Source organism: Rahnella sp. PCH160, from assembly GCF_047784855.1.
In the GTDB taxonomy this organism is placed as follows: Bacteria; Pseudomonadota; Gammaproteobacteria; order Enterobacterales; family Enterobacteriaceae; genus Rahnella.
On sequence record NZ_JBLOGT010000001.1, the window covers coordinates 623201 to 649249 of the forward strand.

The 26049-nt window shown below is 53.4% G+C and carries 20 protein-coding genes; 10 read left to right on the forward strand and 10 right to left on the reverse strand.

Going from position 1 to position 26049, the window contains the following annotated elements; translation table 11 throughout:
- Positions 1-125 precede the first annotated feature (125 nt).
- On the forward strand, positions 126-995 hold the full coding sequence (locus ACM5QY_RS02965) for a phosphoribulokinase (RefSeq protein ID WP_101077437.1): 870 nt from the start codon (positions 126-128) through the stop codon (positions 993-995).
- A 57-nt stretch (positions 996-1052) separates the two neighbouring features.
- Here ACM5QY_RS02965 and ACM5QY_RS02970 read toward each other — a convergent pair whose 3' ends face one another.
- Complete coding sequence (locus tag ACM5QY_RS02970; RefSeq protein WP_416119133.1) at positions 1053-1460, reverse strand: OsmC family protein; 408 nt, start codon at positions 1458-1460, stop codon at positions 1053-1055.
- Between the two features lie 362 nt (positions 1461-1822).
- Here ACM5QY_RS02970 and crp point away from each other — a divergent pair, with 362 nt between their 5' ends.
- Together crp and ACM5QY_RS02980 are read left to right on the forward strand one after the other, a co-directional pair.
- Positions 1823-2455 carry a cAMP-activated global transcriptional regulator CRP gene (gene crp / locus ACM5QY_RS02975; protein ID WP_013573634.1) on the forward strand — a complete coding sequence of 211 codons (633 nt, stop codon included), beginning with the start codon at positions 1823-1825 and terminating at the stop codon, positions 2453-2455.
- Between the two features lie 61 nt (positions 2456-2516).
- Complete coding sequence (locus ACM5QY_RS02980; protein ID WP_416119134.1) at positions 2517-4592, forward strand: YccS/YhfK family putative transporter; 2076 nt, start codon at positions 2517-2519, stop codon at positions 4590-4592.
- Positions 4593-4714: 122 nt separating this feature from the next.
- Here the strand turns inward: ACM5QY_RS02980 and ACM5QY_RS02985 are convergent, their stop codons facing one another.
- The 5 genes from ACM5QY_RS02985 to ACM5QY_RS03005 all read right to left on the reverse strand — a co-directional run bounded on the left by ACM5QY_RS02985 (position 4715) and on the right by ACM5QY_RS03005 (position 10416).
- On the reverse strand, positions 4715-5089 hold the full coding sequence (locus tag ACM5QY_RS02985) for a hypothetical protein (protein WP_416119135.1): 375 nt from the start codon (positions 5087-5089) through the stop codon (positions 4715-4717).
- A gap of 238 nt (positions 5090-5327) precedes the next feature.
- Positions 5328-6548 carry a bifunctional acetylornithine/succinyldiaminopimelate transaminase gene (gene argD / locus ACM5QY_RS02990; RefSeq protein WP_416119136.1) on the reverse strand — a complete coding sequence of 407 codons (1221 nt, stop codon included), beginning with the start codon at positions 6546-6548 and terminating at the stop codon, positions 5328-5330.
- A 167-nt stretch (positions 6549-6715) separates the two neighbouring features.
- Positions 6716-7291 carry an aminodeoxychorismate synthase component II gene (locus ACM5QY_RS02995; RefSeq protein WP_416119137.1) on the reverse strand — a complete coding sequence of 192 codons (576 nt, stop codon included), beginning with the start codon at positions 7289-7291 and terminating at the stop codon, positions 6716-6718.
- A gap of 153 nt (positions 7292-7444) precedes the next feature.
- On the reverse strand, positions 7445-8650 hold the full coding sequence (locus ACM5QY_RS03000; protein ID WP_416119138.1) for an aldose 1-epimerase family protein: 1206 nt from the start codon (positions 8648-8650) through the stop codon (positions 7445-7447).
- A gap of 242 nt (positions 8651-8892) precedes the next feature.
- Entirely contained in the window at positions 8893-10416 is a 1524-nt protein-coding gene (locus tag ACM5QY_RS03005; RefSeq protein WP_416119139.1) for a helicase HerA-like domain-containing protein, read from the reverse strand.
- A gap of 367 nt (positions 10417-10783) precedes the next feature.
- On the opposite strand from ACM5QY_RS03005, the gene ACM5QY_RS03010 reads away from it, so the two are divergent.
- Both ACM5QY_RS03010 and ACM5QY_RS03015 read left to right on the forward strand, forming a co-directional pair.
- A complete protein-coding gene (locus ACM5QY_RS03010) occupies positions 10784-12217 on the forward strand; it encodes a glycoside-pentoside-hexuronide (GPH):cation symporter (RefSeq protein WP_416119140.1) in 1434 nt (477 codons plus the stop codon).
- Between the two features lie 77 nt (positions 12218-12294).
- Complete coding sequence (locus ACM5QY_RS03015) at positions 12295-13650, forward strand: NosD domain-containing protein (RefSeq protein WP_416119141.1); 1356 nt, start codon at positions 12295-12297, stop codon at positions 13648-13650.
- A gap of 82 nt (positions 13651-13732) precedes the next feature.
- On the opposite strand, the gene ACM5QY_RS03020 is transcribed toward ACM5QY_RS03015, so the two are convergent.
- The 3 genes from ACM5QY_RS03020 to ACM5QY_RS03030 all read right to left on the reverse strand — a co-directional run bounded on the left by ACM5QY_RS03020 (position 13733) and on the right by ACM5QY_RS03030 (position 17213).
- Positions 13733-14743: a LacI family DNA-binding transcriptional regulator gene (locus tag ACM5QY_RS03020; RefSeq protein WP_416119142.1), complete on the reverse strand. Its 1011-nt coding sequence runs from the start codon at positions 14741-14743 to the stop codon at positions 13733-13735.
- A 474-nt stretch (positions 14744-15217) separates the two neighbouring features.
- Complete coding sequence (gene ppiA, locus ACM5QY_RS03025; protein WP_416119143.1) at positions 15218-15784, reverse strand: peptidylprolyl isomerase A; 567 nt, start codon at positions 15782-15784, stop codon at positions 15218-15220.
- 145 nt (positions 15785-15929) lie between these two features.
- Complete coding sequence (locus tag ACM5QY_RS03030; RefSeq protein WP_416119144.1) at positions 15930-17213, reverse strand: cytosine deaminase; 1284 nt, start codon at positions 17211-17213, stop codon at positions 15930-15932.
- A gap of 211 nt (positions 17214-17424) precedes the next feature.
- Between ACM5QY_RS03030 and nirB the strand changes: the two genes are divergently transcribed.
- From nirB to ACM5QY_RS03055, 5 genes are all read left to right on the forward strand, one after another.
- Complete coding sequence (gene nirB / locus ACM5QY_RS03035; RefSeq protein ID WP_416119145.1) at positions 17425-19977, forward strand: nitrite reductase large subunit NirB; 2553 nt, start codon at positions 17425-17427, stop codon at positions 19975-19977.
- Positions 19974-20324: a nitrite reductase small subunit NirD gene (nirD, locus tag ACM5QY_RS03040; RefSeq protein WP_416119146.1), complete on the forward strand. Its 351-nt coding sequence runs from the start codon at positions 19974-19976 to the stop codon at positions 20322-20324. Before nirB ends, nirD begins: the two co-directional genes overlap by 4 nt.
- A 59-nt stretch (positions 20325-20383) precedes the next feature.
- Positions 20384-21766: a siroheme synthase CysG gene (gene cysG / locus ACM5QY_RS03045; protein WP_416119147.1), complete on the forward strand. Its 1383-nt coding sequence runs from the start codon at positions 20384-20386 to the stop codon at positions 21764-21766.
- A 238-nt stretch (positions 21767-22004) separates the two neighbouring features.
- Positions 22005-23150: a collagen-like triple helix repeat-containing protein gene (locus ACM5QY_RS03050; protein ID WP_416119148.1), complete on the forward strand. Its 1146-nt coding sequence runs from the start codon at positions 22005-22007 to the stop codon at positions 23148-23150.
- A 93-nt stretch (positions 23151-23243) separates the two neighbouring features.
- The gene (locus ACM5QY_RS03055) at positions 23244-24956 is read left to right on the forward strand and encodes a ShlB/FhaC/HecB family hemolysin secretion/activation protein (protein ID WP_416119149.1); all 1713 of its coding nucleotides are present in this window, start codon (positions 23244-23246) and stop codon (positions 24954-24956) included.
- A 75-nt stretch (positions 24957-25031) separates the two neighbouring features.
- Here the strand turns inward: ACM5QY_RS03055 and trpS are convergent, their stop codons facing one another.
- On the reverse strand, positions 25032-26048 hold the full coding sequence (trpS, locus tag ACM5QY_RS03060) for a tryptophan--tRNA ligase (RefSeq protein WP_416119150.1): 1017 nt from the start codon (positions 26046-26048) through the stop codon (positions 25032-25034).
- Position 26049 lies beyond the last annotated feature (1 nt).

The following is a 26049-nucleotide window of genomic DNA, read 5'->3' on the forward strand; positions in this document are numbered from 1 at the left end:
TGTCACTTCTCGAATAAATATGGTAACAATAGGCTTAATTATGCGCAGCGATGTCGCCAGGTCTTCGACCACAGAAAAGACCGCGACACGCCTGCCTGCCTCACCTTTATGGAGAACAGCGCATTATGTCAGCCAAACATCCCGTTATTGCCGTTACCGGTTCGAGCGGTGCAGGCACCACCACCACCAGTCTGGCATTTCGGAAAATATTCCAGCAGCTTGGCCTGCACGCCGCTGAGCTGGAAGGCGACAGTTTTCACCACTTCACCCGCCCGGAAATGGACGCCGCCATCCGCAAAGCCCGAGACCTCGGGCGTCATATCAGCTACTTCGGGCCGGAAGCCAACGACTTCGGTTTGCTGGAAAAAAGCTTTATCGAATACGGCAAAACCGGCACCGGCCGTTCACGCAAATATCTGCATACTTATGACGAAGCGGTTCCCTACAATCAGGTGCCGGGGACGTTTACGCCGTGGCAGGCATTGCCGGAACCGACGGACATTTTATTCTACGAAGGCCTGCACGGCGGCGTGGTGTCCGACAAAACGGATGTCGCGGCGCATGTCGATTTGCTGGTCGGCGTGGTGCCCATCGTTAACCTCGAATGGATCCAGAAACTGGTGCGCGATACCGGCGAGCGCGGACATTCCCGAGAAGCGGTGATGGATTCCGTGGTGCGTTCGATGGACGACTACATCAACTACATCACGCCGCAGTTTTCCCGCACGCACATTAACTTCCAGCGCGTGCCGACCATCGACACCTCCAACCCGTTTGCCGCAAAAGCTATTCCTTCGCTGGATGAAAGCTTTGTGGTGATCCATTTCCAGGGGCTGGACGACATTGATTTCCCGTATCTGCTGGCGATGTTGCAGGGCTCGTTTATCTCGCACATCAAAACGCTGGTGGTGCCGGGCGGCAAAATGGGGCTGGCGATGGAGCTGATTATGGCGCCGCTGGTGCAGCGCCTGATGGAAGGGAAGAAAATCGAGTAAGTGAAATCAGGGCATGGCGCTGACACAAACCGGCCGCGCCTTTGCGCTGGTCGTGAATTATTCGGCGTTCACCACTTCAAAACTGTGGGTGATCGTCGCGGCTTTGCCCAGCATCAGGGAAACGGAGCAGTATTTTTCCGCAGACAGGCTGACGGCGCGATCGACAATTTTATCCGTCAGGTCTTTGCCGGTGACGATGAAATGCAGATTGATGTGCGTGAACAGACGCGGTGCTTCTTCGCGGCGCTGAGAGGTCAGTTTCACTTCGCAGTCACGGACGTCATTGCGGCCTTTTTGCAAAATAGAAACCACGTCAATCGCGCTGCAACCGCCCGCCGACATCAGCAACATCTCCATCGGGCTCGGCGCTTTATCGCCCGCATTGCCGTCCATTGTGATCTGATGGCCCGACGCTGACTCCCCCAAAAATGTCAGCCCTTCTACCCATTTTACGCGTGCGTGCATGTACTCTTCTCCCGGTGGATAAATTCGTCAAATTTTCCCCTCAGACTACCCTTTCACCCAAAATCTGGCAACGTAACCCGATCGCCATCATGCTGAAGCGAGACAACAGAAGACAGCATTGCAATCCTGTGTTACAAACAAAGCCGAAACATACTTTCCAGTAAATTGCGGTGACGGTTTTTGCGGTTTAAGAACAGAACCCACGGTGTTAACAGCAATAATCAGGCTGTTTCACTCCGACATCCGCTTGCAGCATTTCTGGGGAGTTATATGCTGAAAGGGCGCTTTATAAAGTAAGTGCCGTACAGGGAACTCTGAGCCCTGTGATTTTGGGCAGCGATAATAACAGAGGATAATAGCTAATGGTTCTCGGCAAGCCACAAACAGACCCGACTCTCGAATGGTTCCTGTCTCACTGTCATATACATAAGTATCCTTCTAAAAGTACGCTGATTCACCAGGGTGAAAAAGCCGAAACGCTGTACTACATCGTGAAAGGGTCGGTTGCCGTCCTGATTAAAGATGAAGAAGGCAAAGAAATGATACTGTCATACCTTAACCAAGGTGACTTCATCGGCGAGCTGGGACTCTTCGAAGAAGGGCAGGAACGCAGTGCCTGGGTTCGTGCTAAAACTGCCTGCGAAGTGGCTGAAATTTCTTATAAAAAATTCCGCCAGCTGATTCAGGTAAACCCGGATATTCTGATGCGTCTTTCCGCGCAGATGGCAAACCGTCTGCAAGTGACGTCAGAGAAAGTCGGCAACCTTGCCTTCCTCGACGTAACAGGCCGTATCGCGCAAACTTTGCTGAATCTGGCTAAACAGCCTGATGCAATGACCCATCCGGACGGGATGCAAATCAAGATCACCCGTCAGGAAATCGGCCAAATCGTCGGTTGTTCACGTGAAACAGTCGGACGTATTCTCAAAATGCTGGAAGATCAGAGCCTGATCTCCGCACACGGTAAAACGATTGTCGTTTACGGCACACGTTAATCCCTCAGAAATTGGCGCGACAGCTTACTGTCGCGCCTTTTTTATGGGCTAAGCTTTACCCATGACGCTATGGCGAAGACTGTTCTATCATCCCGAAGTTAACTACGCGCTGCGCCAGACGCTGGTGTTGTGCCTGCCTGTCGGTATTTGCTGGCTGTTTGGCAATCTGCAAATGGGCCTGCTGTTTTCCCTGTGTCCGGCCTGCTGCAACGTTGCCGGTCTCGATACCCCGCACAAACGCTTCTTTAAACGCCTGATGGTCGGCGGTTCGCTGTTTGCCGTCAGCAGTATTCTTTTGCAGGTGATGCTCGAAAACTGGCACATTCCCCTGCCGCTCATTATGTTAACGCTGGCCTTACTGCTCGGCGTTACCGGTGAAATCAGCCCGCTGCATGCGCGTTTATTGCCCGGCGCGCTGGTGGCCACCATCTTCACACTGAGCATGGTCGGCGTGAGGCCGATGTGGCAGGCACCCGCGCTGTTTGCCGCCGGCACCGCCTGGTACGGGCTGTTTAACTGGGCGTGGTTCCGTATTTCCGAAGAACAGCCAATGCGAGAAACGCTCAGTCAGCTGTATTTACAGCTCGCGGATTATTTCGAGGCCAAATACAGCCTGCTGACGCAGCATACCGACCCGGAAACTGCCCTTCCGCCGCTGCTCAAACGTCAGCAGCAGGTTATTGATCTGATTGCGTTGCTGTATCAGCAACTGCACATGCTCCCGCAGCACGGGCATAATCATCACCACAAGCGGCTGTTCCAGCGTTTTCAGGTCGCGCTCGATTTGCAGGAACACATCACGGTGAGCCTGCATCAGCCGGAAGAAGTGCAAAAACTGGTGGAAGAAAGCCACGCCGAAGCGGTGATCCGCCGGAATGCGCAGGTGATTTCCGCCCGGCTGCGCGTGATTGCGGACGATATTCTTTATCACCGGTTTTCCGAACGTTTCACGATGGCGAATGAACTGGCGGCGCTGGAAAAAATCGCGGCACAAAATCCGGACAATCCGGTTGGCCGCTTTTGTTATTACCATTTCAGCCGCATCGCCCGACTGCTGCGGACGCAGCGCCCGCTGTACCGCCGAGATCTGATGAACTCCCAGCCGCGCCTGCCGTTCTGGCCTGCACTGAAAAGTTATCTGTCTTTTAAATCTTCAGCCCTGCGCAACGCTGCGCGTCTGGGGCTGATTCTGGCGATCGGCAGCAGCCTGGGCCTCTTCTTCAATCTGCCGAAACCCTACTGGATTTTGCTGACCATCATGCTGGTCAGCCAGAACGGTTATAACGCCACCCGTGTGCGTATCCAGCACCGTGCGCTCGGCACGCTGGCCGGTCTGCTGATTGCCGCCGGATTGCTGAAACTGGAGATGCCGGAAGGCATCACGCTGATTTGTATGCTGGTGGTGACGCTGATTTCCTACACGGTGCTGCGCAAAAACTACGGGCTGGCGATGGTCGGGATGACGGTCACCGCCGTGTATACGTTGCAGCTGCTGGCGATGAACGGCATCCATTTTCTGGTGCCGCGACTTATCGATACGCTGATTGGCTGTGCGCTGGCCTTCGGCGGCACCATCTGGCTGTGGCCGCAATGGCAAAGTGGCCTGATGCGCCAGAACGCCCATCAGGCGCTGGAAACGTATCAGGACGCCATCCGGCTTATCCTGCAGGAAAACCCTGACGCGTCGAAACTCGCGTACACCCGGATGCAGGTGAATCAGGCGCACAACAAGCTGTTCACCTCGCTGAGCCAGGCGATGCAGGAACCGGGTTTTAACTCGCATTATCTGGCGGATATGCGTTTGTGGGTCACGCACAGTCAGTTTGTCGTTGAGCACATCAACGCGATGACCATTCTCGCCCGCGAGCATTACATGCTGCCGGAAAAGCTGGCAACGGAGTATTTGCAAACCTGCGAAATTGCGCTGCAAAGCTGTCAGCAACGGCTGCTGTACGACGGCCCCGGCAGCGAGAACAGCCTGTTTAATGCGCCGGAACTGCACCCGGACATGCCGCTGACCGAAATGGAGCGGCACCTGCGCAGGGTGATTTCGCATCTGAGTGTGATGCATACCATTTCGTCACTGGCGTGGAAGCAGAGGCCACATCACGGGATCTGGCTGACGCGGCGGGCGTAAAAGGGGGATCCCCTTTTATATCCCCCGTTTAAAGGCTGGATCGAGAAGGTTTCGGTTTTTCACTCGCCGTGAGGGGCTATGACCGAGAAAATTTCGGTTTTTCATATGCAGTGATCACCTATTCAACTGCGCCGAAACCGACAAAGAGGGAGGAAAGCGCCTCCCTCTTTGATCTCCCACGCTTTTTTTTCAACACGCGCTACCGCTGGATCGATGGACATATTCTGGAACATCCGCGTGTGGCGCAAATCCAGGCACTTCGTGCTGCCTTCACTCGGTCTTCGAGCCTCTGGTCTCGAAGCCGCTCCGTTCAGCTGGATTTTGAGTGCGCCAGATTGCCTTTGTAAAAGATTAAAACCGGCCTGATTTTGAATTGGGATCAGCCTCTGGCCGCTTTCAAAAATCACGCTGAAAGGAGAGGTGGAAAACCGCGTATCTTTTCGCGCGGTTTGTAATCCGACTGGAAGGAACCGCGCAGCGGCGGGATTTTGCGGCAATAGATGTGGCGCCTGAAACATAGCCAGCCAGCGGTAGCGCTTGTTTGAAAAAGCGGGGAGAGATCCAAGAGAGGGAAAGCACTTCCCTCTCTTGGGCGGTTTCTGCGCGAGCCGCTGAGCGATCACCGCCCATGAAAAACCGAAACTTCCTCGGTCAGCCCTTCACGGCGAGTGAAAAACCGAAACTTCCTCGGTCAAGCCCTCACGGCGAGTGAGAAACCGTCTCGATCCGATTTCATCAGCGTGTCCCGCAAATTTTTGCTACCGCTTTCTCAAACCGCTCCATCCCCTCGCTAATATCCGCGAAGTCGATCACCAGTGATGGTGCAAACCGCATCACATTCGGGCCCGCCACCAGCATCATCAACCCGAAATCAGCGGCGGCTGCATGAAACTCTCCGGCGCGGTTTTTGAAGGCGTCCGACAGCTCGGCGCCAATCAGCAGCCCCTGGCCGCGGAATTCTTTGAAGATAGGGTATTTCTGGTTGATCGCATCCAGCGCGCTGATGAATTTCTCGCGGCGTTCGCTGATACCGGCCAGCACTTCGGGCGTATTGATGATATCCAGCGCGGCTTCGGCGACGGCGCAGGCCAGCGGGTTGCCGCCGTAGGTGGTGCCGTGTTTACCCGGTTCCATCACCGACGCAACGTCTTCGGTTGCCAGCATGGCACTGACCGGGAAACCGCCGCCCAGTGCTTTCGCCGTGGTCAGAATGTCCGGCGTCACGCCGTAATGCATGTAGCTGAACAGCTTACCGCTGCGGCCCATGCCGCTCTGAACTTCATCGAGCACCAGTAACGCCTGATGTTTATCGCAAAGCTCGCGCAGACCTTGCAGGAATTCCTGAGTGGCGGGCATTACGCCGCCTTCGCCCTGAACCGGCTCCACCACGATGGCGCAGGTATGGTCGTCGATCACCGCTTTTACCGCGTCGAGATCGTTGAAGGGTACGTGCACGATATCAGCCGGTTTCGGGCCAAAACCGTCGGAATATTTTGGCTGGCCGCCGACGGAAACAGTAAACAACGTGCGACCGTGGAAGGCGTTATGGAAAGCGATAATCTTGCTTTTGTACGGGCTGTGGCGATGCGAAGCGTAATAGCGCGCCAGTTTGAATGCGGCTTCGTTGGCTTCTGCGCCGGAGTTGGCAAAAAATACGCGGTCAGCAAAGGTCGCGTCGATCAGCTTCTGTGCCAGTCGCAGCGCGGGTTCGTTGGTGAAAACGTTGCTCACATGCCACAGGGTTTCGCCCTGATCGTGTAACGCTTTCACCAGTGCCGGATGGCAATGGCCCAGCGCGGTCACCGCAATCCCACCCGCGAAATCAACATATTCGTTACCCTGCTGATCCCACACGCGGCTGCCTTTGCCTTTCACCGGGATAAATTTCGCGGGTGAATAAACCGGCAAAATCACTTTATCGAACGTGCCCCGGTTAACCGCTGCTTTTTCTGCCATAACCCTTCTCCCTTTCTGATTCTTACCAGTGAGTTGTTACGATGATCTGGAATTCACAGCCGCAATGGATGTGAAAATATAATCACAAAATATGCATAAAAAATCACACGCAGGCAAACAGAAATCATGCCTGTCGCGTAAGTAATTTTTACCATGCAATTAAGTGTTTAGATTTTAAGGAAATTATCCAGAAGCTGATGTCCCTGCTCGCTGAGAATGCTTTCCGGATGGAACTGAACGCCGTGCAGCGGCAGAGTTTTGTGCATGATGCCCATGATTTCGTCACGCCCGCCTTCGCGCTCAGTCCACGCGGTGACGTCAAAGCAATCAGGCAACGTGTCGGGCGCAATCACCAGCGAATGGTAGCGCGTCACCGTCAGCGGATTATTCAGCCCGCTAAAAACGCTGTTGCCGGTATGGCGGATGGGAGACGTTTTACCGTGAATGGCCTGACGGGCGCGGACTATTTTTGCACCGAACGCCTGCGCCATTGCCTGATGCCCGAGGCAGACGCCGAGAACCGGCAGCTTACCGGCAAAATGCGTGATGGCTTGCAGGGAAATCCCTGCCTGATCCGGCGTACACGGGCCGGGCGAAATCACCAGATGTGACGGGGAAAGGTGTTCTATATCCGCAATCGTCAGCCGATCGTTACGCATCACGCTGACCTCTGCCCCCAGCTCGCAAAAATATTGGTAGAGGTTATAGGTAAACGAGTCGTAGTTGTCGATCAGCAGCAGCATGGTCAATCCCGGTAAAGTCGAAAAATTTACCGGGCAATTCTACGCATTTTTCAGCGCGGGCTTCAAAATTTTGTCGATCTGTTTTTTGATTAACGCGGCAAAAAAAGGACGCCTTGCGCGGCGTCCTCTATGCAGATTATGCGGCTGCAACGATTACTCAACGGCAATCGGTTGATCGCTGACCTCGGTTTTGTGTTCACCCTGCAACGTTTTCACCCTTTGCTCAAGCTGTTGAACCGCTTTTGCATCCGGCAGCAGGGAATATTTCAGCTCAAACACGGTGCTCTGGCCGGGTTGCAGCTGTTTCACACGACCCTGTTTACGCTCAATCGTTACCGGATACGCGTAGTTAGTGCCCGGTTCAATACCGGTCACATAGCCCTGTTTGAGGGTGTCAGTATTTTTCCACAGCGTCAGCAGCGGAAGCTGATGCGTATCGAACTCAATCGACGCGCCTTTATCACCGGCTTTGTTCACGACGCCCGCGATGGTTTTGCCTTGTGCATCCGCCAGCGGCACCATGTTGAAGACCATTTCATCGAAGCCTTTGGTTGGCCCGGCGTAAGTCTGCCAGTCGGTCAGGCCTTTTTTGGCGTAATCATTGAACGGAGAAATGGATTTCAGCGGTGCGATAAAGCGCGCGCCCTGCTCAAGGATCGGCTGACCAAAGTTGCTGTGATAAATAATCTGGTAGTCATGCGGATAATCGGACGCGTTAGTCAGCTGGTCGTGAATGGTCCATGACTGGCTGCCCGGCACATAACGCAGCTCAGTCCAGGTTTCCAGTTTGGCTTTTTTGAAGGTGTCTTCTTTCAGCAACCCGCGCACGGTGATTTCGTACGGCGCTTTTTCTGCAATATCCACCACCACTTTCGAGGCTGGCGTGTTGCCTGCGCGGCCATGCAGCGTGTAAATCATGCCGTCAGCGGTAACAGGATGTCCGGTCCATTCAAAGCCACAGCGCACCATCATTTCGTTGAAACCTTCCAGCCAGCCCACGCCATTGCGGCTTTCCAGATTGATGTACGCCGGATTCACCACTTCCTGCACCGGCGAATCCCAGCCCAGCCGGATGTTATCGCCGGTGACATGCAGTAAATCCATGCCGCGCGTCGGGCTAAGAGCAATGGTCAGCCCTTTGCTGGTGATCGTAATGACTTTAGACCCTTCCTGTTTACCGCCATGTAAGACTTTTTGTTCGATGCTGAAATCTGCACCGGCGATATTCAGCTTTTTGCTGTCAGTTTTCCAATTTCCCAGTTCAGTACCGGCTTCAGCATCCGTCAGCACGATGGTTTGTGCAGCAGCCTGCCACGAAAAAAGCCCCATGACGATCCCGGTGACGAGTAATTTTTTCACATCCACTCCTTTTTGCTGAATTGATTTAGCCCAAAAGCAATTCAGCCTACAAATCCCGCAGGGCGAAAAACGTGACAGCCTTCACCTTGATCGGTATTGCAATAAAACCACCGGTCACAACGTGCTGCAAGTGGCAAAAAATGGAATGAAACAAATGTTGTTACAGGAAATAGTGAGAAGTCCGGCAGGTAAAGCACACCCAAAGCTGATGCGTTTCAGCTTGGGGTGTTGAGCAGAGCGGATTACTTTTTACGGCCACCCATAATGGAACCCAAAACGCCGCGCAGGATTTGCCGCCCTAAATCGCGGGCCATGCTTTTTGCCGCAACCTGCACCACGCCATCGCGTTTTCCGCCGCGCGGGCCGGTGCTGCCAAACAGAATTTCATTAAGGCCGCTCATCAGCCCGCCGCCAGAATCGGTTTCAGCAGCGAGTTTAGCCGCACCACCCGGTTGTGGCGCAACCACGGTGCCGAAGCCCTGCGCGCTGATTTTTTCATACGCCGATTCGCGATCCACACGGTCTTCGTAGCGGCCATACAGCGGCGACTGGTTAATGGCTTTATTGCGCTCATCTTCCGCCAGCATGCCCATTTTTGATTCCGGTGCGATGACCATGGCGCGCTGCACTATTTCCGGCCGCCCTTTTTCGTCGAGGAAAGACACCAGCGCTTCGCCGACGCCCAGCTCGCTAATCGCCGTTTCCGCATCGAACGCCGGATTGGCCCGCAGAGTCTGCGCCGCGGCTTTCACCGCTTTCTGGTCGCGCGGCGTAAAGGCGCGTAATGCGTGCTGAACCCGGTTGCCGAGTTGCCCGAGTACGCTGTCCGGGATATCCAGCGGGTTCTGCGTGACGAAGTAAATCCCGACACCTTTGGAACGGATAAGGCGCACCACCTGTTCGATTTTCGTCAGCAATGCTTCAGGCGCGTCGTTAAACAACAAATGCGCTTCGTCAAAGAAGAACACCAGTTTGGGCTGTTCCGGGTCACCCACCTCCGGCAGATGCTCGAACAGCTCCGCCAGTAACCAGAGCAGGAAAACAGAATAGAGTTTGGGCTGATTAATCAGCTTATCTGCGGCCAGCAGATTGATGATCCCGTGGCCGTTTTTATCGGTCTTCATCAGGTCGTTAATATCCAGCATCGGCTCGCCGAAGAACTGATTCGCACCCTGACCTTCCAGCGTCAGCAGGCCGCGCTGAATCGCCCCGATGGACGCCGTGGAAATGTTGCCGTACTGCGTCTGGAACTGCTTCGCGTTTTCGCCGGTAAACTGCACCATCGCGCGCAAATCTTTCATGTCGAGCAGCAAAAGGCCGTTATCATCGGCAATCTTGAAGACCAGCTGCAACACGCCGCTTTGCACGTCATTCAGATCCAGCAACCGCGCCAGCAAAAGCGGCCCGAGATCGGAAATCGTCGCGCGGATCGGATGGCCTTTTTCTCCGAAGATATCCCACGGGATAATGCTGCACGCCTGCGGCTGCCAGCCGGTGACGCCGATATTTTTCAGACGCACGGCGAGTTTTTCCGACGGCACGCCTTGCGTGCCAATCCCCGATAAATCCCCTTTCACATCGGCCAGAAAAACCGGAATGCCGATACGCGAAAACTGTTCGGCCATGCGTTGCAGCGTGACCGTTTTGCCGGTGCCGGTCGCGCCGGTAATTAATCCATGCCGGTTAGCCAGCGCAGGCAGGATCACCAGATCCTGAACCGGTTTACCTTCACTTATCGCTTTCGCAATCAGGCGGGGTTCGCTCATTTCATTTTCCTTGAAAGTGGGACGCGGGAACGTTTATCAAAACCTGATAAGTCAAAACAGGCCGGGCTAAATAAAGTTGAGAGCATTAGCCAGGGTTTTATGTAACAAAACAACATGTGGCCTGGCTTACACTTTTAGCTTCCATCATAAATTATAGTAAGTACCACGCTCAGAACGACATATTTAATCTTCATGGCATCATTGAAAGACCTCACAAATAGCAGAGTTTTTGGCGCCCTCTTATTGCGCGTTCTGAATAATCCTAAAACGTTGCGGGATAAATACTATTCCCTTCTTTCACTTCATCAGCACTGGCTGAAATTGTCATTGCTTTGTATTCATGTCTGCGCAATAACAAGGTGTATATATGTCTGTAACTACAATGGAAAATAAAAGCGCTTACGAAAAACTGAGCCGTAAAGAAAAGATCGGTTACGGGATGGGCGATGCCGGTTCATGTATGATCTGGAGTGTACTGGCCCTTTATCTGACATGGTTTTACACCGATGTGTATGGCTTAGATCCCGCAGTCGTTGGCACCTTATTTCTGGTCATCCGTATATTTGACGCCTTCAGCGACCCGGTTATGGGCGCTGTATGCGACCGCACCAAAACCCGCTGGGGTAAATTCCGGCCCTGGTTGTTGTGGATGGCCGTGCCGTTTGGTCTGGGCGCAGTCTTAATGTTCACCACGCCGGATCTGAGCATGAACGGGAAAATCATTTATGCCTGGGTCACTTATCTGATCATGTCATTGATCTACACGGCGATAAATATTCCGTATTGCTCGGTTGCGGGCGTGATTACGCTAAACCAGAAAGAACGCATGGGCTGCCTGTCATGGCGTTTCTTCCTTAACGGCCTCGCGACACTGATTATCTCCTGCTCTATTTTGCCTCTGACCGACTGGCTGGGTAATGGCAACAGGGCATCGGGTTTCCAGATGACAATGATGATTATGGGCGGAGCGGCGACGTTAATGTTCCTTTTCTGCTTCTCCAGTATTAAGGAGCGTGTGGTTTCAATTAAAGCTAACGATTCATTAAAACGCGACCTGAAAGACATCGTGAAAAATGATCAGTGGCTGCTGATGATTTCAATTACTTTCCTTAACGTCTTTCCGGCCTTTATCCGCGGTGCAGTTACCATTTATTACGCCACCTACGTAATGCACGCTTCTGTCGGGTTTATTACCTTCTTCATGGCACTTGGCGTCGCCTGCAATATGGCAGGGAGTGTCATTGCTAAGCCGCTCACCGATCGCTTCGATAAAATTAAGTTATTCCGTATTATCAATATTATTCTCGGCATCCTGTCGTTCGCGCTGTGGTTTGTCGACCCAGCCTCTTTGACGCCGCTGTTAGCCCTGTTTATCGTCATTAATATTCTCCATTTAATTCAGTCAGGCCCTATTCTGTGGGCCATGATGTCCGACGTGGATGACTACGGTGACTGGAAATTTGGCAAACGCCTGACCGGTATTTCCTTCGCGGGAAACCTGTTCATGTTAAAAATGGGGCTGGCGGTGGCGGGTGCCATTGTCGCCTGGATACTGTCATATACGGGTTATATCGCTAATAAACCGGAACAAAACCCACAGACGATTCAGGGCATTATTATGATGTTCTCGTTACTTCCAATGGTGAGCTATTTCCTCAGCGCGTATGTAGTACGTTATTTCAAGCTGAATAATACATTCCTTGAGAGGATTAAAGTCGATCTCGCCAAACGCGAACTGGAGAACGGCCACGCGCAGTCACAAAAGCAAAGTGATACCACAGTTATTCAACCCACGCATTGATTGGTGAATAAACGAAGTGCAGCCCGCATTTTCGGGCTGCACTCGCTTTCCTATTTTTGTTACAGGAACTTTTATTTATGGTGAGTAAAAACAATTACGACGTTACCGAGTGGAATGTAGCTAATCCATACGAAGATATTGGCAAGGTTATTAACAGCATCATCGCAGATATTAAAACCAGGCAAACGAACGTTGATGTTAATGACGGCGGAAAACCGGGTGCAGTGATTTATATCCCGCCAGGTGATTATCATCTGACGACTCAGGTTGTTATTGATATCAGCTATCTGAAAATCATGGGATCTGGCCACGGTTTTACGTCTTCAAGTATTCGTTTTAATACGCCGCCGGGTGAACTGGCACACTGGCACGAAGTATGGCCAGCCGGCAGCCGGGTGCTGGTGGATATTTTACCTCAGTCAGGAAGTGACGAAAACACCGGAGCCGCGTTCTATGTGAAGCGGGAGGGAGAACCTCGTATAAGCTCAGTCGAATTTGCCGATTTTTGTATTGATGGTTTGCACTTTGTGGATGATGCTTCAGGACATCACGATCCAGAGAATAGCTACACGAATGGGAAAACGGGTATTTATATCGCAAATGCGCAGGATTCATTCCGTATTACCGGCATGGGGTTCGTGTATTTAGAGCATGGTATTACCACGTATCAGTCTGATGCACTTTCTATACATGATAATTTCATCGCTGAATGCGGAAACTGCATCGAATTACGCGGCTCAGGACAGGCGTCCAAAATAACCGATAACCTCATCGGTGCGGGTTATAAAGGATATTCCATTTATGCGCAAAATTTTGGCGGCCTGTTGGTGACAGCGAATAATGTTTTTCCACGCGGAAAAAGCAGTGTCCATTTTTCTGGCGTCGTGCGTTCCTCGGTGACCAGCAACCGATTCCATTCATTTTATCCGGGGATGTTAGTCCTTGATAATAACAGCTCGGAAGTGCTGGTTTCTTCGAATCATTTTCTGCGCGACCATGAGCCCTGGTTACCGATGCAGGAATACGATAACGGCGTAGATGATTTGTATGGTCTCCTGCATATAAGCGGAAATAATAACTCTGTTATTTCTAACCATATTTCGGAAACGATTGAGACTCAATATATCAGGCCGTCCGGAGCAAAGCCGGTCATCATACGCATTGTTTCAGGCACGGGTAATTTTATTTCCAGCAATCACATGGTTACCACGACCGAAGAGTCCAAAATGCAAACGGCCGCAACAAATTCCTGCTTCGATGCACAGGTGGGGGCGTTGCTGACCGTCGATGCCCTGAAGCCGCTTGATGTCACGGCGGTGCAGATAGATAACGAATCTCTGCACAATACGATCCTTGATTCGGGACGTGATGCACAGGTCGTGATGGACAGAACGGTGAATGCTTTCAGAGCTACCCCCGCGCCAGGATTGTAAGCAACCGGAGTCGTAACAAGAACGGGTGCCTCAGGGGCACCCGTTTTGCATTGCGAACAAACCAGAGGTTCTGGCGGAATAATTATATTTTCGTCACAGTCATTCCGAGACTGCTCTCCCGAACAATAAGTTTTGTTGTCAATGCGATTGAATCGATGTGATCGTATTTCTCAGTTTTATTGATAAGTTCAAAGGCCAGTTTCCCCATCTCATTTATGGGCTGAGCGATGCTGGTGATATTCATCATCTGCGCAATAATTGTATTATCGAAGCTTGCCACAGCAATATCTCCCGGCACACTCCCTCCCCTGCGCCTGAGTTTTTCGATAACATAACTTGCGGCAACGTCGTTATAAATAAGCAGGCAGTTTATTTTATCTTCCCGACTCGTTATTTTATCAACGATGGAATCCAGAGAATGAATATGTCCCCGGCTATTTTCACCGTCACCTTTGGGGATCCAGTAGCCGTGGTGTTTTTCCACCCGATGGCCGTGACTGAGTGCTTTCTTACAAAAGGCCGACATTTTGCGGTTGTCTACGCCGTCCTGGCCGATAAAGCCAAAACGGGTACGCCCGATATCAATAAAATGCTCGGCTATCGTCTCCGCCCCGCGTTCCTGGTTGTTAGACACTGAATTAAAGAAACGCGAGGTTTGTGTCACAACCGCAGTATTGACACCCGTGCTCAGCAGCCACTCTGACAAAGAAGATTCCGCTTCGGTGGGAACCCAAATCAGTGCTTCGATTCCCATTCCAACTAAGATTCTTACCAGCTGCTTATCCTGAAATGGCTGGTTCTGGTGGGTTTTAACCAGCACAGATTTCCCTACGTAACGGGCTTCCTCCTCAAGCGAGGCCAGCAGTTCACAGAAATGCGGATTAATCAGATTGGGGACCACTACGCCTATTAACCCGGAGCATTTACCGTTCAGTTGAACGGCGCTCCGGTTGGGGACGTAACAGAGAAAATCCATTGCGCTGTGCACATCGCGACGAGTCTCAACGGACACGCTGGGATGATTATTGATCACCCGTGACACGGTTGCGGTAGAAACACCCGCTTTTGTCGCCACATCTTTTATAGAAGCCATGTTCTTCATGTCACCGGTTACATTCGTTATCAATAATATAAAATCTGCACGCCACGAAGTATGCAAACCCCATCACATGTCGTTTTGTTACATGAAACCAGCACCGGGATCACATTGCTAATAAAAACCCGAACCGAAATTTATTATTTACCCTTCACGTTGTATCAGAGGTTGCACAGTGATATCCACTGTCCTTTAAAAAAATATTGGCTAATACTCTCCTCAGCCATTAATAACAAGGGTAAATAAACGACTCATTAACACAATAAATAAGGGTGCTGGACAGGACGGAAAATCCGGTGCGGTAACTTATATTTCTTCCGGCGATTATCATTTATATTTCAGAAGGGGATTAATCTCAGTTACGACAGAGATCTGGGGCTGATTTTAATGGACGGTAATAATATTTTTCGTCGACAAAAAAACGGCTTCCATAACAGGAAGCCGTTTTTTCCGGAACCGGAAAGCTGAACGTTAAGGCAGCACTTTCGCAGACAAAATCACGATCGGCGTGGTTGGAACGTTCTGGTATGGCCCGACGTTGTCGGTTTTCACAGAGGACATTTTGTCGACCACGTCCATACCTTTGATGACTTTACCGAAAACGGCATAGCCAAAGTCACGCTGGCCGTGATCCAGGAAAGCGTTGTCTGCCACGTTGATGAAGAACTGGCTGGTCGCGCTGTCTTTATCGGCTGTACGCGCCATCGCAACGGTGCCGCGCAGGTTACGCAGGCCGTTGTCAGCTTCGTTCTTGATAGGTTCTTTGGTCGCTTTCTGCTGCATATCCGCAGTAAAGCCGCCGCCCTGGACCATAAAGCCCGGGATCACGCGATGGAAAATGGTGTTGTTGTAATAGCCGCTCTGGGCATAATCGACGAAATTCTTCACAGAAACCGGTGCCTTCGCACTGTCGAGTTCCAGTTCGATATTCCCTGCTGAAGTGGTCAGCATTACGTGGGTTTGACCGGCGGCGAAAACCGGTGACATTGCAGTCAGGGATAGCAGCGCAGTTAAGGCCACTAAAGTACGTTTAAACATGACGGTTCCTTTATCCAGAATACAAACAACAGATCCCACTGATTCTAAAGAGGCTTTAGGCTCAGCGCCAGACCTTTACCTTTATTTACGCGTTAAACTAAATTGTTCAGATATTTCAGAATATTACAGGGTATTTATCTGAGCGTTAGCTGTTGAAATCCACCGGGTAATCCCTATCAAGATGGATGACCGTTTTCGCCGGTTGCGTTTGCGCGATAATCACGCCCTGACGGAGGGAATAACGCACCGGCGTCTGGCGGCGGACGGCATCAAAACCATTCTGCGCGGGCAGGATCACCAGGTTCGCCGGATTGCCGCTTTGCAGCCCGTAATCCGTCAGATTCATTGTTCGCGCGCTGTACGTGGTAATCAGCTTCAGGCCGTCGTCAATTTGCTGATATCCCATCAGCTGGCAGACATGCAGCCCCATGTGCAAAACCTGCAACATATTGGCGGTGCCCAGCGGATACCACGGGTCAAAGACGTCATCATGGCCGAAGCAGACGTTAATGCCCGCCTCCAGCATTTCTTTCACGCGCGTAATACCGCGACGTTTCGGGTACGTATCAAAACGCCCTTGCAGATGGATATTCACCAGCGGATTGGCGACAAAATTAATGCCGGACATTTTCAGCAGACGGAACAACCGCGAGGTATACGCACCGTTGTAAGAGTGCATCGCGGTGGTATGGCTGGCGGTGACGCGCTCGCCCATGTTTTCGCGCAGCGCCAGCGCCGCCACGGTTTCCACAAAACGCGATTGTTCGTCATCGATTTCATCGCAATGCACGTCGATGAGCTTGTTGTACTTCTGCGCCAGCGCAAAGGTTTTGTGCAGCGATTCCACGCCATATTCGCGGGTAAATTCAAAATGCGGAATGGCCCCGACAACGTCAGCACCCAGCTTCAGCGCCTCTTCCAGCAGGGCTTCGCCGTTGGGGTACGACATAATCCCTTCCTGCGGAAACGCCACGATTTGCAGCGTAACCCACGGCGCGACTTCGGCTTTCACTTCCAGCATGGCTTTCAGCGCCGTCAGCGTCGGGTCGGAGACATCAACGTGCGTGCGGACATGCTGAATACCGTTGGCAATCTGCCATTTCAGCGTCTGCCACGCGCGCTGTTTGACGTCTTCATGCGTGAGCAGCGCCTTGCGTTCCGCCCAGCGTTCGATGCCTTCAAACAGGGTACCTGACTGATTCCATGCGGGCTGACCGGCGGTTTGCGTGGTATCAAGGTGAATATGCGGTTCGATAAAAGGCGGGATCGCCAGCCCGCCTTCCGCATCAAGAATATGTTCACCCTGCGCATCATTTTGTGGCTGGGAGATGATCTGGCGGACAACGCCGTCTTCGATATCGATCTGCCACAATCCTTCGCTGCCGGGCAGGCGTGCGTTTTTGATGGTCCGTAAAGGGGTTTTCGTCACGCGTAACCTCATCGTTATAGAAAGTCGGTTTTAGAAAGCAATAGAAGAACAATAGCCTGAAAGTGTTTATAAATCGAAAGGTTACATAAAAACCCAATTAAATCAGTCAAATACCACCTAAGGAGTATATTGGGAGCGGCTTGATTTGCATCAATACCCCCTGTTACGCGCGGGTTATGTTTAGCCTCATAAAATCAAAATTGAGGCAATTATGAACAAAGTCAGACTCGCGATTATTGGTAACGGCATGGTCGGCCATCGCTTTATCGAGGATTTGCTGGATAAAGCGGAGCCGGGTCAGTTCGATATCACGGTATTATGTGAAGAGCCGCGCGTGGCCTATGACCGCGTCCATCTTTCCTCTTACTTCTCACACCATACCGCCGAAGAACTGTCGCTGGTTCGTGAAGGATTTTACGAAAAACACCACGTCAGCGTGCTGATTGGTGAACGCGCCATCACGCTGAACCGCCAGGAAAAAGTGATTCACTCCAGCAGCGGCCGCACGGTGTACTACGACAAACTGATTATCGCGACCGGTTCCTACCCGTGGGTGCCGCCGATCCCCGGTTCTGACGGCCAGGACTGTTTCGTTTACCGCACCATCGAAGATTTGCACGCCATCGAATCCTGCGCCCGTCGCAGCAAACGCGGTGCCGTCGTCGGCGGTGGTTTGCTCGGGCTGGAAGCGGCAGGCGCACTGAAAAACCTCGGCGTGGAAACGCACGTTGTTGAATTCGCACCCGGCCTGATGGCGGAACAGCTTGATGTGATGGGCGGCAGCCAGCTGCGCCAGAAAATCGAAAGCATGGGCGTGCAGGTTCACACCGCGAAAAACACCAAACAAATCGTTCAGGGCGGAAGCTCTGCCCGCAAAACCATGGAATTCGCTGACGGCACCGCGCTGGAAGTCGATTTCATCGTGTTCTCTACCGGCATCCGTCCGCAGGATAAACTGGCGCGCCAGTGTGATCTCGAGATTGCACCGCGCGGCGGCATCGTCATTAACGACCAGTGCCAGACCAGCGATCCTGACGTTTACGCCATCGGCGAATGTGCGTCGTGGAATCAGCGTACTTTCGGTCTGGTCGCGCCGGGCTACAAAATGGCGCAGGTCACCGCAGACCATCTTCTGGGCCGCGAAAATACCTTCACCGGCGCGGACATGAGCGCCAAGCTGAAGTTGCTGGGCGTTGATGTCGCGGGGATCGGCGACGCTCACGCACGCACACCGGGCGCACGCAGCTACGTTTATCTGGATGAAAGCAAAGCGTTATATAAACGTCTGGTCGTCAGCGAAGACAACAAAACGTTGCTCGGCGCGGTACTGGTCGGCGACACCCGCGATTACGGTAATCTTTTGCAGCTGGTGCTGAATAATATCGAACTGCCGGAAAACCCGGATGCGCTGATCCTGCCTGCCCACGCAGGCAGCGGCGGCGCGGTGATCGGCACCGATGCGTTGCCGGAAAGCGCGCAAATCTGCTCCTGTTTTGACGTCACCAAAGGCGACATCATCAAAGCGGTTCAGGGCGGCTGCCATACCGTCGCGGCGCTGAAATCCGCGACCAAAGCCGGTACCGGCTGCGGCGGTTGTATTCCGCTGGTCACACAGGTACTGAACGCTGAGCTGAGCAAACAGGGCATCGAAGTAAACCATCACCTGTGCGAACACTTTGCGTATTCCCGTCAGGAGCTGTATCACCTGATCCGCGTCGAAGGCATCCGTTCGTTTGACGATCTGCTCAATAAATACGGCAAAGGTTATGGCTGCGAAGTGTGTAAACCGACCGTCGGTTCGCTGCTCGCCTCCTGCTGGAATGACTACGTGCTGAAAGCGCAGCACACACCGCTTCAGGACACCAACGACGTCTTCCTCGCCAACATGCAAAAAGACGGCACGTATTCCGTTATCCCGCGCTCACCGGGCGGCGAAATCACGCCACAGGGCCTGATGGCGATTGGCGAAATTGCGGCGGAATATAACCTCTACACCAAAATCACTGGCTCGCAGCGCATCGGGATGTTCGGCGCGCAGAAAGACGATTTACCGGCGATCTGGCAGAAACTGATTAACGCCGGTTTCGAAACCGGTCAGGCGTATGCGAAAGCGCTGCGCATGGCGAAAACCTGCGTCGGCAGCACCTGGTGCCGTTATGGCGTCGGCGACAGCCTCGGGTTCGGCATCAGTCTGGAAAACCGCTACAAAGGCATCCGCACGCCACACAAAATGAAGTTCGGCGTCTCCGGGTGTACCCGTGAATGTTCGGAAGCTCAGGGCAAAGACGTCGGGATTATCGCCACCGAAAACGGCTGGAATTTGTATGTCTGCGGTAACGGCGGGATGAAACCGCGCCACGGCGATCTGCTGGCCGCCGATCTGGATAACGAAACGCTGCTGCGCTATCTCGACCGCTTTATGATGTTCTACATCCGCACCGCCGATAAGCTGCAACGCACCTCGGTCTGGATGGACAACCTCGAAGGCGGCATTGATTATCTGCGCAAAGTGATTATCGATAACAAACTCGGCCTGAACGATCAGCTGGAAGCCGAACTGGCGCGCCTGCGTGAATCTGCAGTTTGCGAATGGCAGGAAACGCTGAACGATCCGGCGGCGCAGACCCGCTTCACGCACTTTATCAACAGCGCGCAGCGCGACCCGAACGTCCAGTTCGTGTCAGAACGCGAACAGCACCGTCCGGCGCGCCCGGACGAACGCATTCCGGTGAAAATGATCGCCGACGGGGAGGAAGTATTATGAGCCAGTGGTTAACGCTTTGTTCTGTTGAGCAAATCCTGCCGGGCTGCGGCGTTTGTGCGCTGGCGGGCGATCAGCAGGTTGCGCTGTTCCGTCCTTACGCTGATGAACAGATTTTCGCGTTGTCGAATATCGATCCCTTCGCAAAATCGAGCGTGCTTTCACGCGGGATTATTGCGGAACATCAGGGCGAGTTGTGGGTCGCCAGCCCGCTAAAAAAACAACATTTCCGCCTGACGGATGGTTTGTGTATGGAAGACGATACGCATTCTATTCCGGCCTATGAAGTTCGTGTTCAGGGCGGCCATGTGGAAATCAATACCGCCAGCCTTCACGCTGAAGCCTGCTAAACTCCGCGCCTTCACGCCGCCTTCGGGCGGCGTTGTTATCTGCTTTTGGGAACGTCGACATGGATTATTTACCCCTCTTTTGTCAGTTAAAAAACAGAGCCTGTCTGCTGGTGGGCGCCGGCGACGTTGCCGAACGCAAAGCCCGTTTGCTGCTGGATTCCGGTGCCAAACTGACGGTGAACGCCCTCACCTTCACGCCGCAGTTTGAGATTTGGGCAGACGAAGGCAAAGTCCGCCTGCTGAGAGGCGAATTCTCGCCGCTGCTGGTCGATGAAAAGTGGCTGGTCGTCGCCGCGACAGATTCTGATTTAGTGAATCAGGAAGTCAGCGAAGCCGCCGAGCAACGCCGCGTGTTCTGTAACGTGGTGGATGCACCGGAAAGCGCGAGCGTGATTATGCCGTCGATTATCGACCGTTCACCGCTGATGATCGCCGTCTCTTCCGGCGGCAATGCGCCGGTTCTGGCGCGCCTGTTACGCGAACGTCTGGAATCGATTTTGCCGCAGCATCTGGGCAAACTGGCGCAGGTTGCGGGCGGATTACGTGCGCGGGTCAAAGCGCAGTTCAGTGAGATGTCTGACCGCCGCCGCTGGTGGGAAAAACTGTTTAATCATCATCGTCTGGCACAATCACTGGCCAATAATGACGACGCGCAAAGCGGGCAATATCTCGAAGAATTATTCAGCGAGCCAGTGGATAAACACGGCGAAGTGATTCTGGTCGGTGCCGGGCCGGGCGATGCCGGTCTGCTGACACTCAAAGGTTTGCAGCAGATGCAATTGGCCGATGTGGTGGTTTATGACCGGCTGGTTTCCGACGGCGTACTGAATCTGGTGCGCCGCGACGCCGAGCGCATTTTCGTCGGCAAACGCGCCGGACATCATTGTGTTCCTCAGGAGCGCATCAACGAAATTCTGCTGGAACAGGCGCAAATGGGTAAACGCGTTGTGCGGCTGAAGGGCGGCGATCCGTTTATCTTTGGCCGTGGCGGCGAAGAGCTGGAAGCCCTGAAAGCCGCGGGCATCGCGTTTTCCGTTGTGCCGGGCATTACGGCCGCGTCAGGTTGTTCGGCCTACAGCGGCATTCCGCTGACGCACCGCGACCATGCGCAAAGCGTCCGGTTAATCACCGGTCACGCCAAACAGGACGGCGCACTCGACTGGGCGTGTCTGGCACAGGGCCAGCAAACGCTGGTGTTTTATATGGGGCTGACACAGGCGGGCGAGATCCAACGGCGTCTGCTGGAAAACGGTCTGGCGGCACAAACGCCTGTCGCGCTGGTCGAAAACGGCACCAGCCAGCAGCAGCGCGTGGTCACCGGAAACCTGACTGACCTCGAAAATCTGGCAAAACAGGTGCAAAGCCCGAGCCTGATTATCGTCGGCAGCGTGGTCAGCCTGCGCCAGAAACTCAACTGGTTTGCCAGCGAAACGCCGCAGTAATTCCCATTCCACCGCGAAACCCCATTTATTTTTTTAATCAATTCAGAGAAGTGAATACCCTTTCACTTCTCCCACTCAAATTATAAGAAAATTCCTATAACAGAATAAAAAACCTCAATAACAGAAATTACACTCTAAAAACCAAAATAATCACGCCGCACAAATGGAATATTCAGAATCTTCAACTTAAACTTTAAGTACGCCAACTGTGGCGTATTCTCCCGTGGAGGGTCAAATCATGCGCCATACCATTCATATTGGTCATGTAAACAAGGTTGCTTTGGCAATCTTAGTTGCCCTGTCACTGGCTGCCTGTAGCGGCAGTGGCGGCGGCGGTTCTTCTCATACGGCAAAAACGTCAACCACCGGCTCGGCGACGACCGGAGGGGGGACAACAACAGGCAGTGACGGCACAACGACAGCCGGAAATGGAACCGGGACAGGAACAGGCACAACGACGACCGGTGACGGAACGACCACCGCAGGCAATGGAACAGGTACCGGAACGGGAACTGGAACTGGAACGGGGACAGGCACCGGAACGACATCCACCACACTCACTACCGGCACCATCCTGAGCAGTGCGGGTGGCGCAGTCAGCGGCCTGGGCACACAAGTCAGCAGTATCGCCAGCCAGACGCCTGTCAGTAATATTCCGGTCGCAGGTACCGGTGTTGTGACCATTATCGACAGCGCCGGTAATGCGGTGACTTCGGTGGGCAGCGGCATTCAGAACGGTGTGGGCCAGATCGGCACCAATCCTAATGCTATCGGCACTACGGTCGCAGGCGTACCGAAAGCGGTGGCTGATTTAGGCTCCGGCGTGTCCGGCCTCGGGACATCCCTTGCAACCAATACGGCCGGAACACCGCTGGGTGGCGTAACCGGTGCGACGGGCGGTCTGGTGAATAACGTCGGATCTCTGGTCACCACGACCGGCAACGGTCTGGCGCAAAACGTGCAGAGCGGCGCGCTTTCCGGCGTCACGACGGCAGCGACTGGCATCGTGACGCCGGTTGTCGCGAATGTGCAAACCACCACGCAAACCGTGGGCGGCGCGACTGGAGTGGGCGCGCCTGTTAACGGCTTGCTGAATCAGGTGGGCGGTACGGTCAGTTCCGTCGGGACACAGGTTTCTACCAGCACACCGGCGCTGGCGGGTCTGGGCACCGCCGTCACGGATACCGGCCAGGCAGTGTCTAAAACCGGTACGCTTCTGGTTCCGGCCAGCAGCACAACGACGACCACCGCCAGTAATTCTGGTGGTATTTCTGCTGGCGCAGGCGCTTCGCTCACACAATCAGGCGGTCTGATTGCGGGCGTGGGGACCACGCTGGGGACAGTCACCGGTGGGCTCGGCCTGAAGGTGAATAAAACCCCATAGTACGTTGTTGTAAAAAGCCCGCTGTCCGGACATCCGGGAAGCGGGCTTCTCCCTCCGGGTTCCCACATTTGCCTGTGCGTTCAAGGAATGTTTATGAGAATAAAATCCTGCATAGTGGCGTTACTGGGCTCTGTCGTTGGTTACAGTTCGGCAGACATGTTCCCTACGTTGATTGACCCGAATAACCCGGCCAGACTGGCCCAGCCGATTTCACAACCTCCGGCTAAAACGCAAAAAATCGAACTGCCCGCACAAAAAACCGCCCCGAGCCTGACGCCTCAGACGCTGATAGATGTGAAACACATTCAGTTTGTCGGTGGTACGCAATATCCGCTGAATTCACTGGCCGCGCCTTTTGCCCCTTACGTCGGCAAGAAAGTGCCGCTGTCGCAACTGCTGGCAGCCACGGACGGAATTACCCGGCGTTATCACCAGGACGGGTTTGTGCTCTCCTATGCATATATTCCGGCGGATAATTTCAAAGATGGCGTGGTGAAAATCGGGCTGGTCGAAGGGTATATTTCCGGCACGCAAATCCACAGCGATAATCAGCAGGTCGGGCGCTGGCTGAGCAAATTGTCGCAGCACATCATGGCGGAGAAACCGCTGACGCAGGATACGTTCGAGCGTTACACCATCCTGATGGAGCGCACGCCGGACACCAAAGTGACCGCCTCCGCCAATAACCCGGACAATATCTACGGCGCCACCGTGCTGAATGTGCAGGCTTTGCGCCCGCGTAACTGGAACATTCAGACCGCCGTCGATACGCGTAAAGGTGACAGTTCCGCGGTGGTCAACGCCACGCTCAGCGGGCTAAGCACTTACGGCGAACAGCTGGGAATTGCAACGTTAATTCCGCTGGAAAGCGACTCGCGCAAAACCTATGCCGGTCTGAACTATCAGCAATATCTCGGTGACGACGGGCTGCTGATGCAGCTCAAAGGCAGTTATTACCAGCAGAAAGACAAAGACTACAACACCATTTTGTCGCTGCCAAACGGCATCAACGTCGGTTCGCAGAATACCCAGACGCAATACAACGGCGGCGTCGTGTTCAGTTATCCGTTAGAGCTGACACGGAAAAAACAGTGGACGATCAGCGGCGGGCTGGATTATCTCGACAAAAAATATGATTACGATTTGCAGGCAAGTCTGGGTAACCAGCGCGTCCGGCTGCCGGAAGTGAATCAGCGCATACGCTATCCGGCAGCGGAGATCACGCTGGCGGGTTATCGCGAATACGACCAGTCTTACTGGAGCACGAAATTTAATGTCCGTCAGGGGATCGACGGGCTGGGCGCGACGAACTCCACCCCAAATGCCGACCTGTCGTTTACACGCTGGAAATTCAACGGCGACGCCGCGTACCTGTTCGACAAAAAATGGCGGCTCAGTACGTCAGTCGAAGGCGACTGGTCAGATAATGATTTGCCGGAGCCTGAGCGGGTGAACTTCGGCGCACTGCATTACGGGCGCGGTTATCCGGACAGCGATGCGCAAGGCGATTACGGCGTCGGCGGCCAGGTAGAACTGCGTTATATCCACAATCTGGAACAGGGAGACTGGCTTAAAACCATTCAGCCTTACACGGTGATCGACGGCGCGCACACCGGATTTAATCAGGCCGGATTACCGAAGCAGAATCTGTCGTCTTATGCGATTGGCGTGATGTTTGGCGATAACCGTCACTACACGTTATCGGTCGAAGCCGCGCGGGCCCTTGGCGATGCGCCGCTCGACAGCCATTCCCGTGACTGGCGCTACAACGCGACATTTACCTACAACTTCAGCGCCGGTTCTTAACGCTGCAAGCCGACCCGAAAACAAAAAAGCCACGTCCCGCAGGCGTGGCTTTTGATTTTCAAACAAACTCAGCGATTAAGGTGCAGGCACAAATCCGATAGCTTCATAGGCTTTTGCCAGCGTCACTTTTGCACGCGCGCGCGCTTTTTCAGCGCCTTCACGCATCACTTCCTGCAGGTAAGCTTCGTCGTTACGGAAACGGTGATAACGCTCCTGTACTTCGGTCAGCATACCGGCAACCGCTTCAGCGACAGCGCCTTTCAGATGACCATACATCTGGCCTTCGAATTGGGCTTCCAGCTCTGGAATCGCTTTGCCAGTCACGCCGGACAGAATATCCAGCAGGTTAGACACGCCCGGCTTGTTTTTCACGTCATAACGCACGACAGGCGGCTCTTCGGAGTCGGTCATCGCACTTTTGATTTTTTTGGTCACCGCTTTCGGATCTTCCAGCAGGCCGATCACGTTTTTGCGGTTGTCATCCGACTTGGACATTTTTTTAGTCGGTTCCTGCAACGACATCACGCGCGCGCCGGATTTCGGAATAAACGGCTCTGGCACGGTAAACACCTCACCGTACAGCGCATTGAAACGGCTGGCAATATCGCGGCTCAGTTCCAGGTGCTGTTTCTGGTCTTCACCGACCGGCACCTGGTTGGTCTGATACAGCAGAATATCCGCAGTCATCAGTACCGGATAATCAAACAGACCGGCGGTGATACTTTCGCTATTGGAACTTTCGTAACGCGCTGATTTGTCTTTGAACTGCGTCATACGGCCCAGCTCGCCAAAATAGGTATAACAGTTCAGCGCCCAGCTCAGCTGGGAATGCTCAGGAACATGAGACTGCACGAAGATCGTACTTTTCTTCGGATCAATACCGACGGCCAGATAGAGCGCCAGCGTATCAAGCGTCGCTTTACGCAGCTGAGCAGGATCCTGACGGACGGTGATCGCATGCAAATCGACGATGCAGTAAATGCATTCGTAATCGTCCTGCATATGGACCCATTGACGCAGCGCACCCATGTAGTTGCCAATGGTCAATTCACCGGAGGGTTGTGCGCCACTAAATACGATGGGTTTACTCATT

Coding starts and splice junctions, on each gene's coding strand:
- ACM5QY_RS02965 (WP_101077437.1), top strand. CDS start 126: ATGTCAGCCAAACATCCCGTTATTGCCGTTACCGGTTCGAGCGGTGCA.
- ACM5QY_RS02970 (WP_416119133.1), bottom strand. CDS start 1,460: ATGCACGCACGCGTAAAATGGGTAGAAGGGCTGACATTTTTGGGGGAG.
- crp (WP_013573634.1), top strand. CDS start 1,823: ATGGTTCTCGGCAAGCCACAAACAGACCCGACTCTCGAATGGTTCCTG.
- ACM5QY_RS02980 (WP_416119134.1), top strand. CDS start 2,517: ATGACGCTATGGCGAAGACTGTTCTATCATCCCGAAGTTAACTACGCG.
- argD (WP_416119136.1), bottom strand. CDS start 6,548: ATGGCAGAAAAAGCAGCGGTTAACCGGGGCACGTTCGATAAAGTGATT.
- ACM5QY_RS02995 (WP_416119137.1), bottom strand. CDS start 7,291: ATGCTGCTGCTGATCGACAACTACGACTCGTTTACCTATAACCTCTAC.
- ACM5QY_RS03005 (WP_416119139.1), bottom strand. CDS start 10,416: ATGAGCGAACCCCGCCTGATTGCGAAAGCGATAAGTGAAGGTAAACCG.
- ACM5QY_RS03010 (WP_416119140.1), top strand. CDS start 10,784: ATGTCTGTAACTACAATGGAAAATAAAAGCGCTTACGAAAAACTGAGC.
- ACM5QY_RS03015 (WP_416119141.1), top strand. CDS start 12,295: ATGGTGAGTAAAAACAATTACGACGTTACCGAGTGGAATGTAGCTAAT.
- ACM5QY_RS03020 (WP_416119142.1), bottom strand. CDS start 14,743: ATGGCTTCTATAAAAGATGTGGCGACAAAAGCGGGTGTTTCTACCGCA.
- ppiA (WP_416119143.1), bottom strand. CDS start 15,784: ATGTTTAAACGTACTTTAGTGGCCTTAACTGCGCTGCTATCCCTGACT.
- nirB (WP_416119145.1), top strand. CDS start 17,425: ATGAACAAAGTCAGACTCGCGATTATTGGTAACGGCATGGTCGGCCAT.
- nirD (WP_416119146.1), top strand. CDS start 19,974: ATGAGCCAGTGGTTAACGCTTTGTTCTGTTGAGCAAATCCTGCCGGGC.
- cysG (WP_416119147.1), top strand. CDS start 20,384: ATGGATTATTTACCCCTCTTTTGTCAGTTAAAAAACAGAGCCTGTCTG.
- ACM5QY_RS03050 (WP_416119148.1), top strand. CDS start 22,005: ATGCGCCATACCATTCATATTGGTCATGTAAACAAGGTTGCTTTGGCA.
- ACM5QY_RS03055 (WP_416119149.1), top strand. CDS start 23,244: ATGAGAATAAAATCCTGCATAGTGGCGTTACTGGGCTCTGTCGTTGGT.
- trpS (WP_416119150.1), bottom strand. CDS start 26,048: ATGAGTAAACCCATCGTATTTAGTGGCGCACAACCCTCCGGTGAATTG.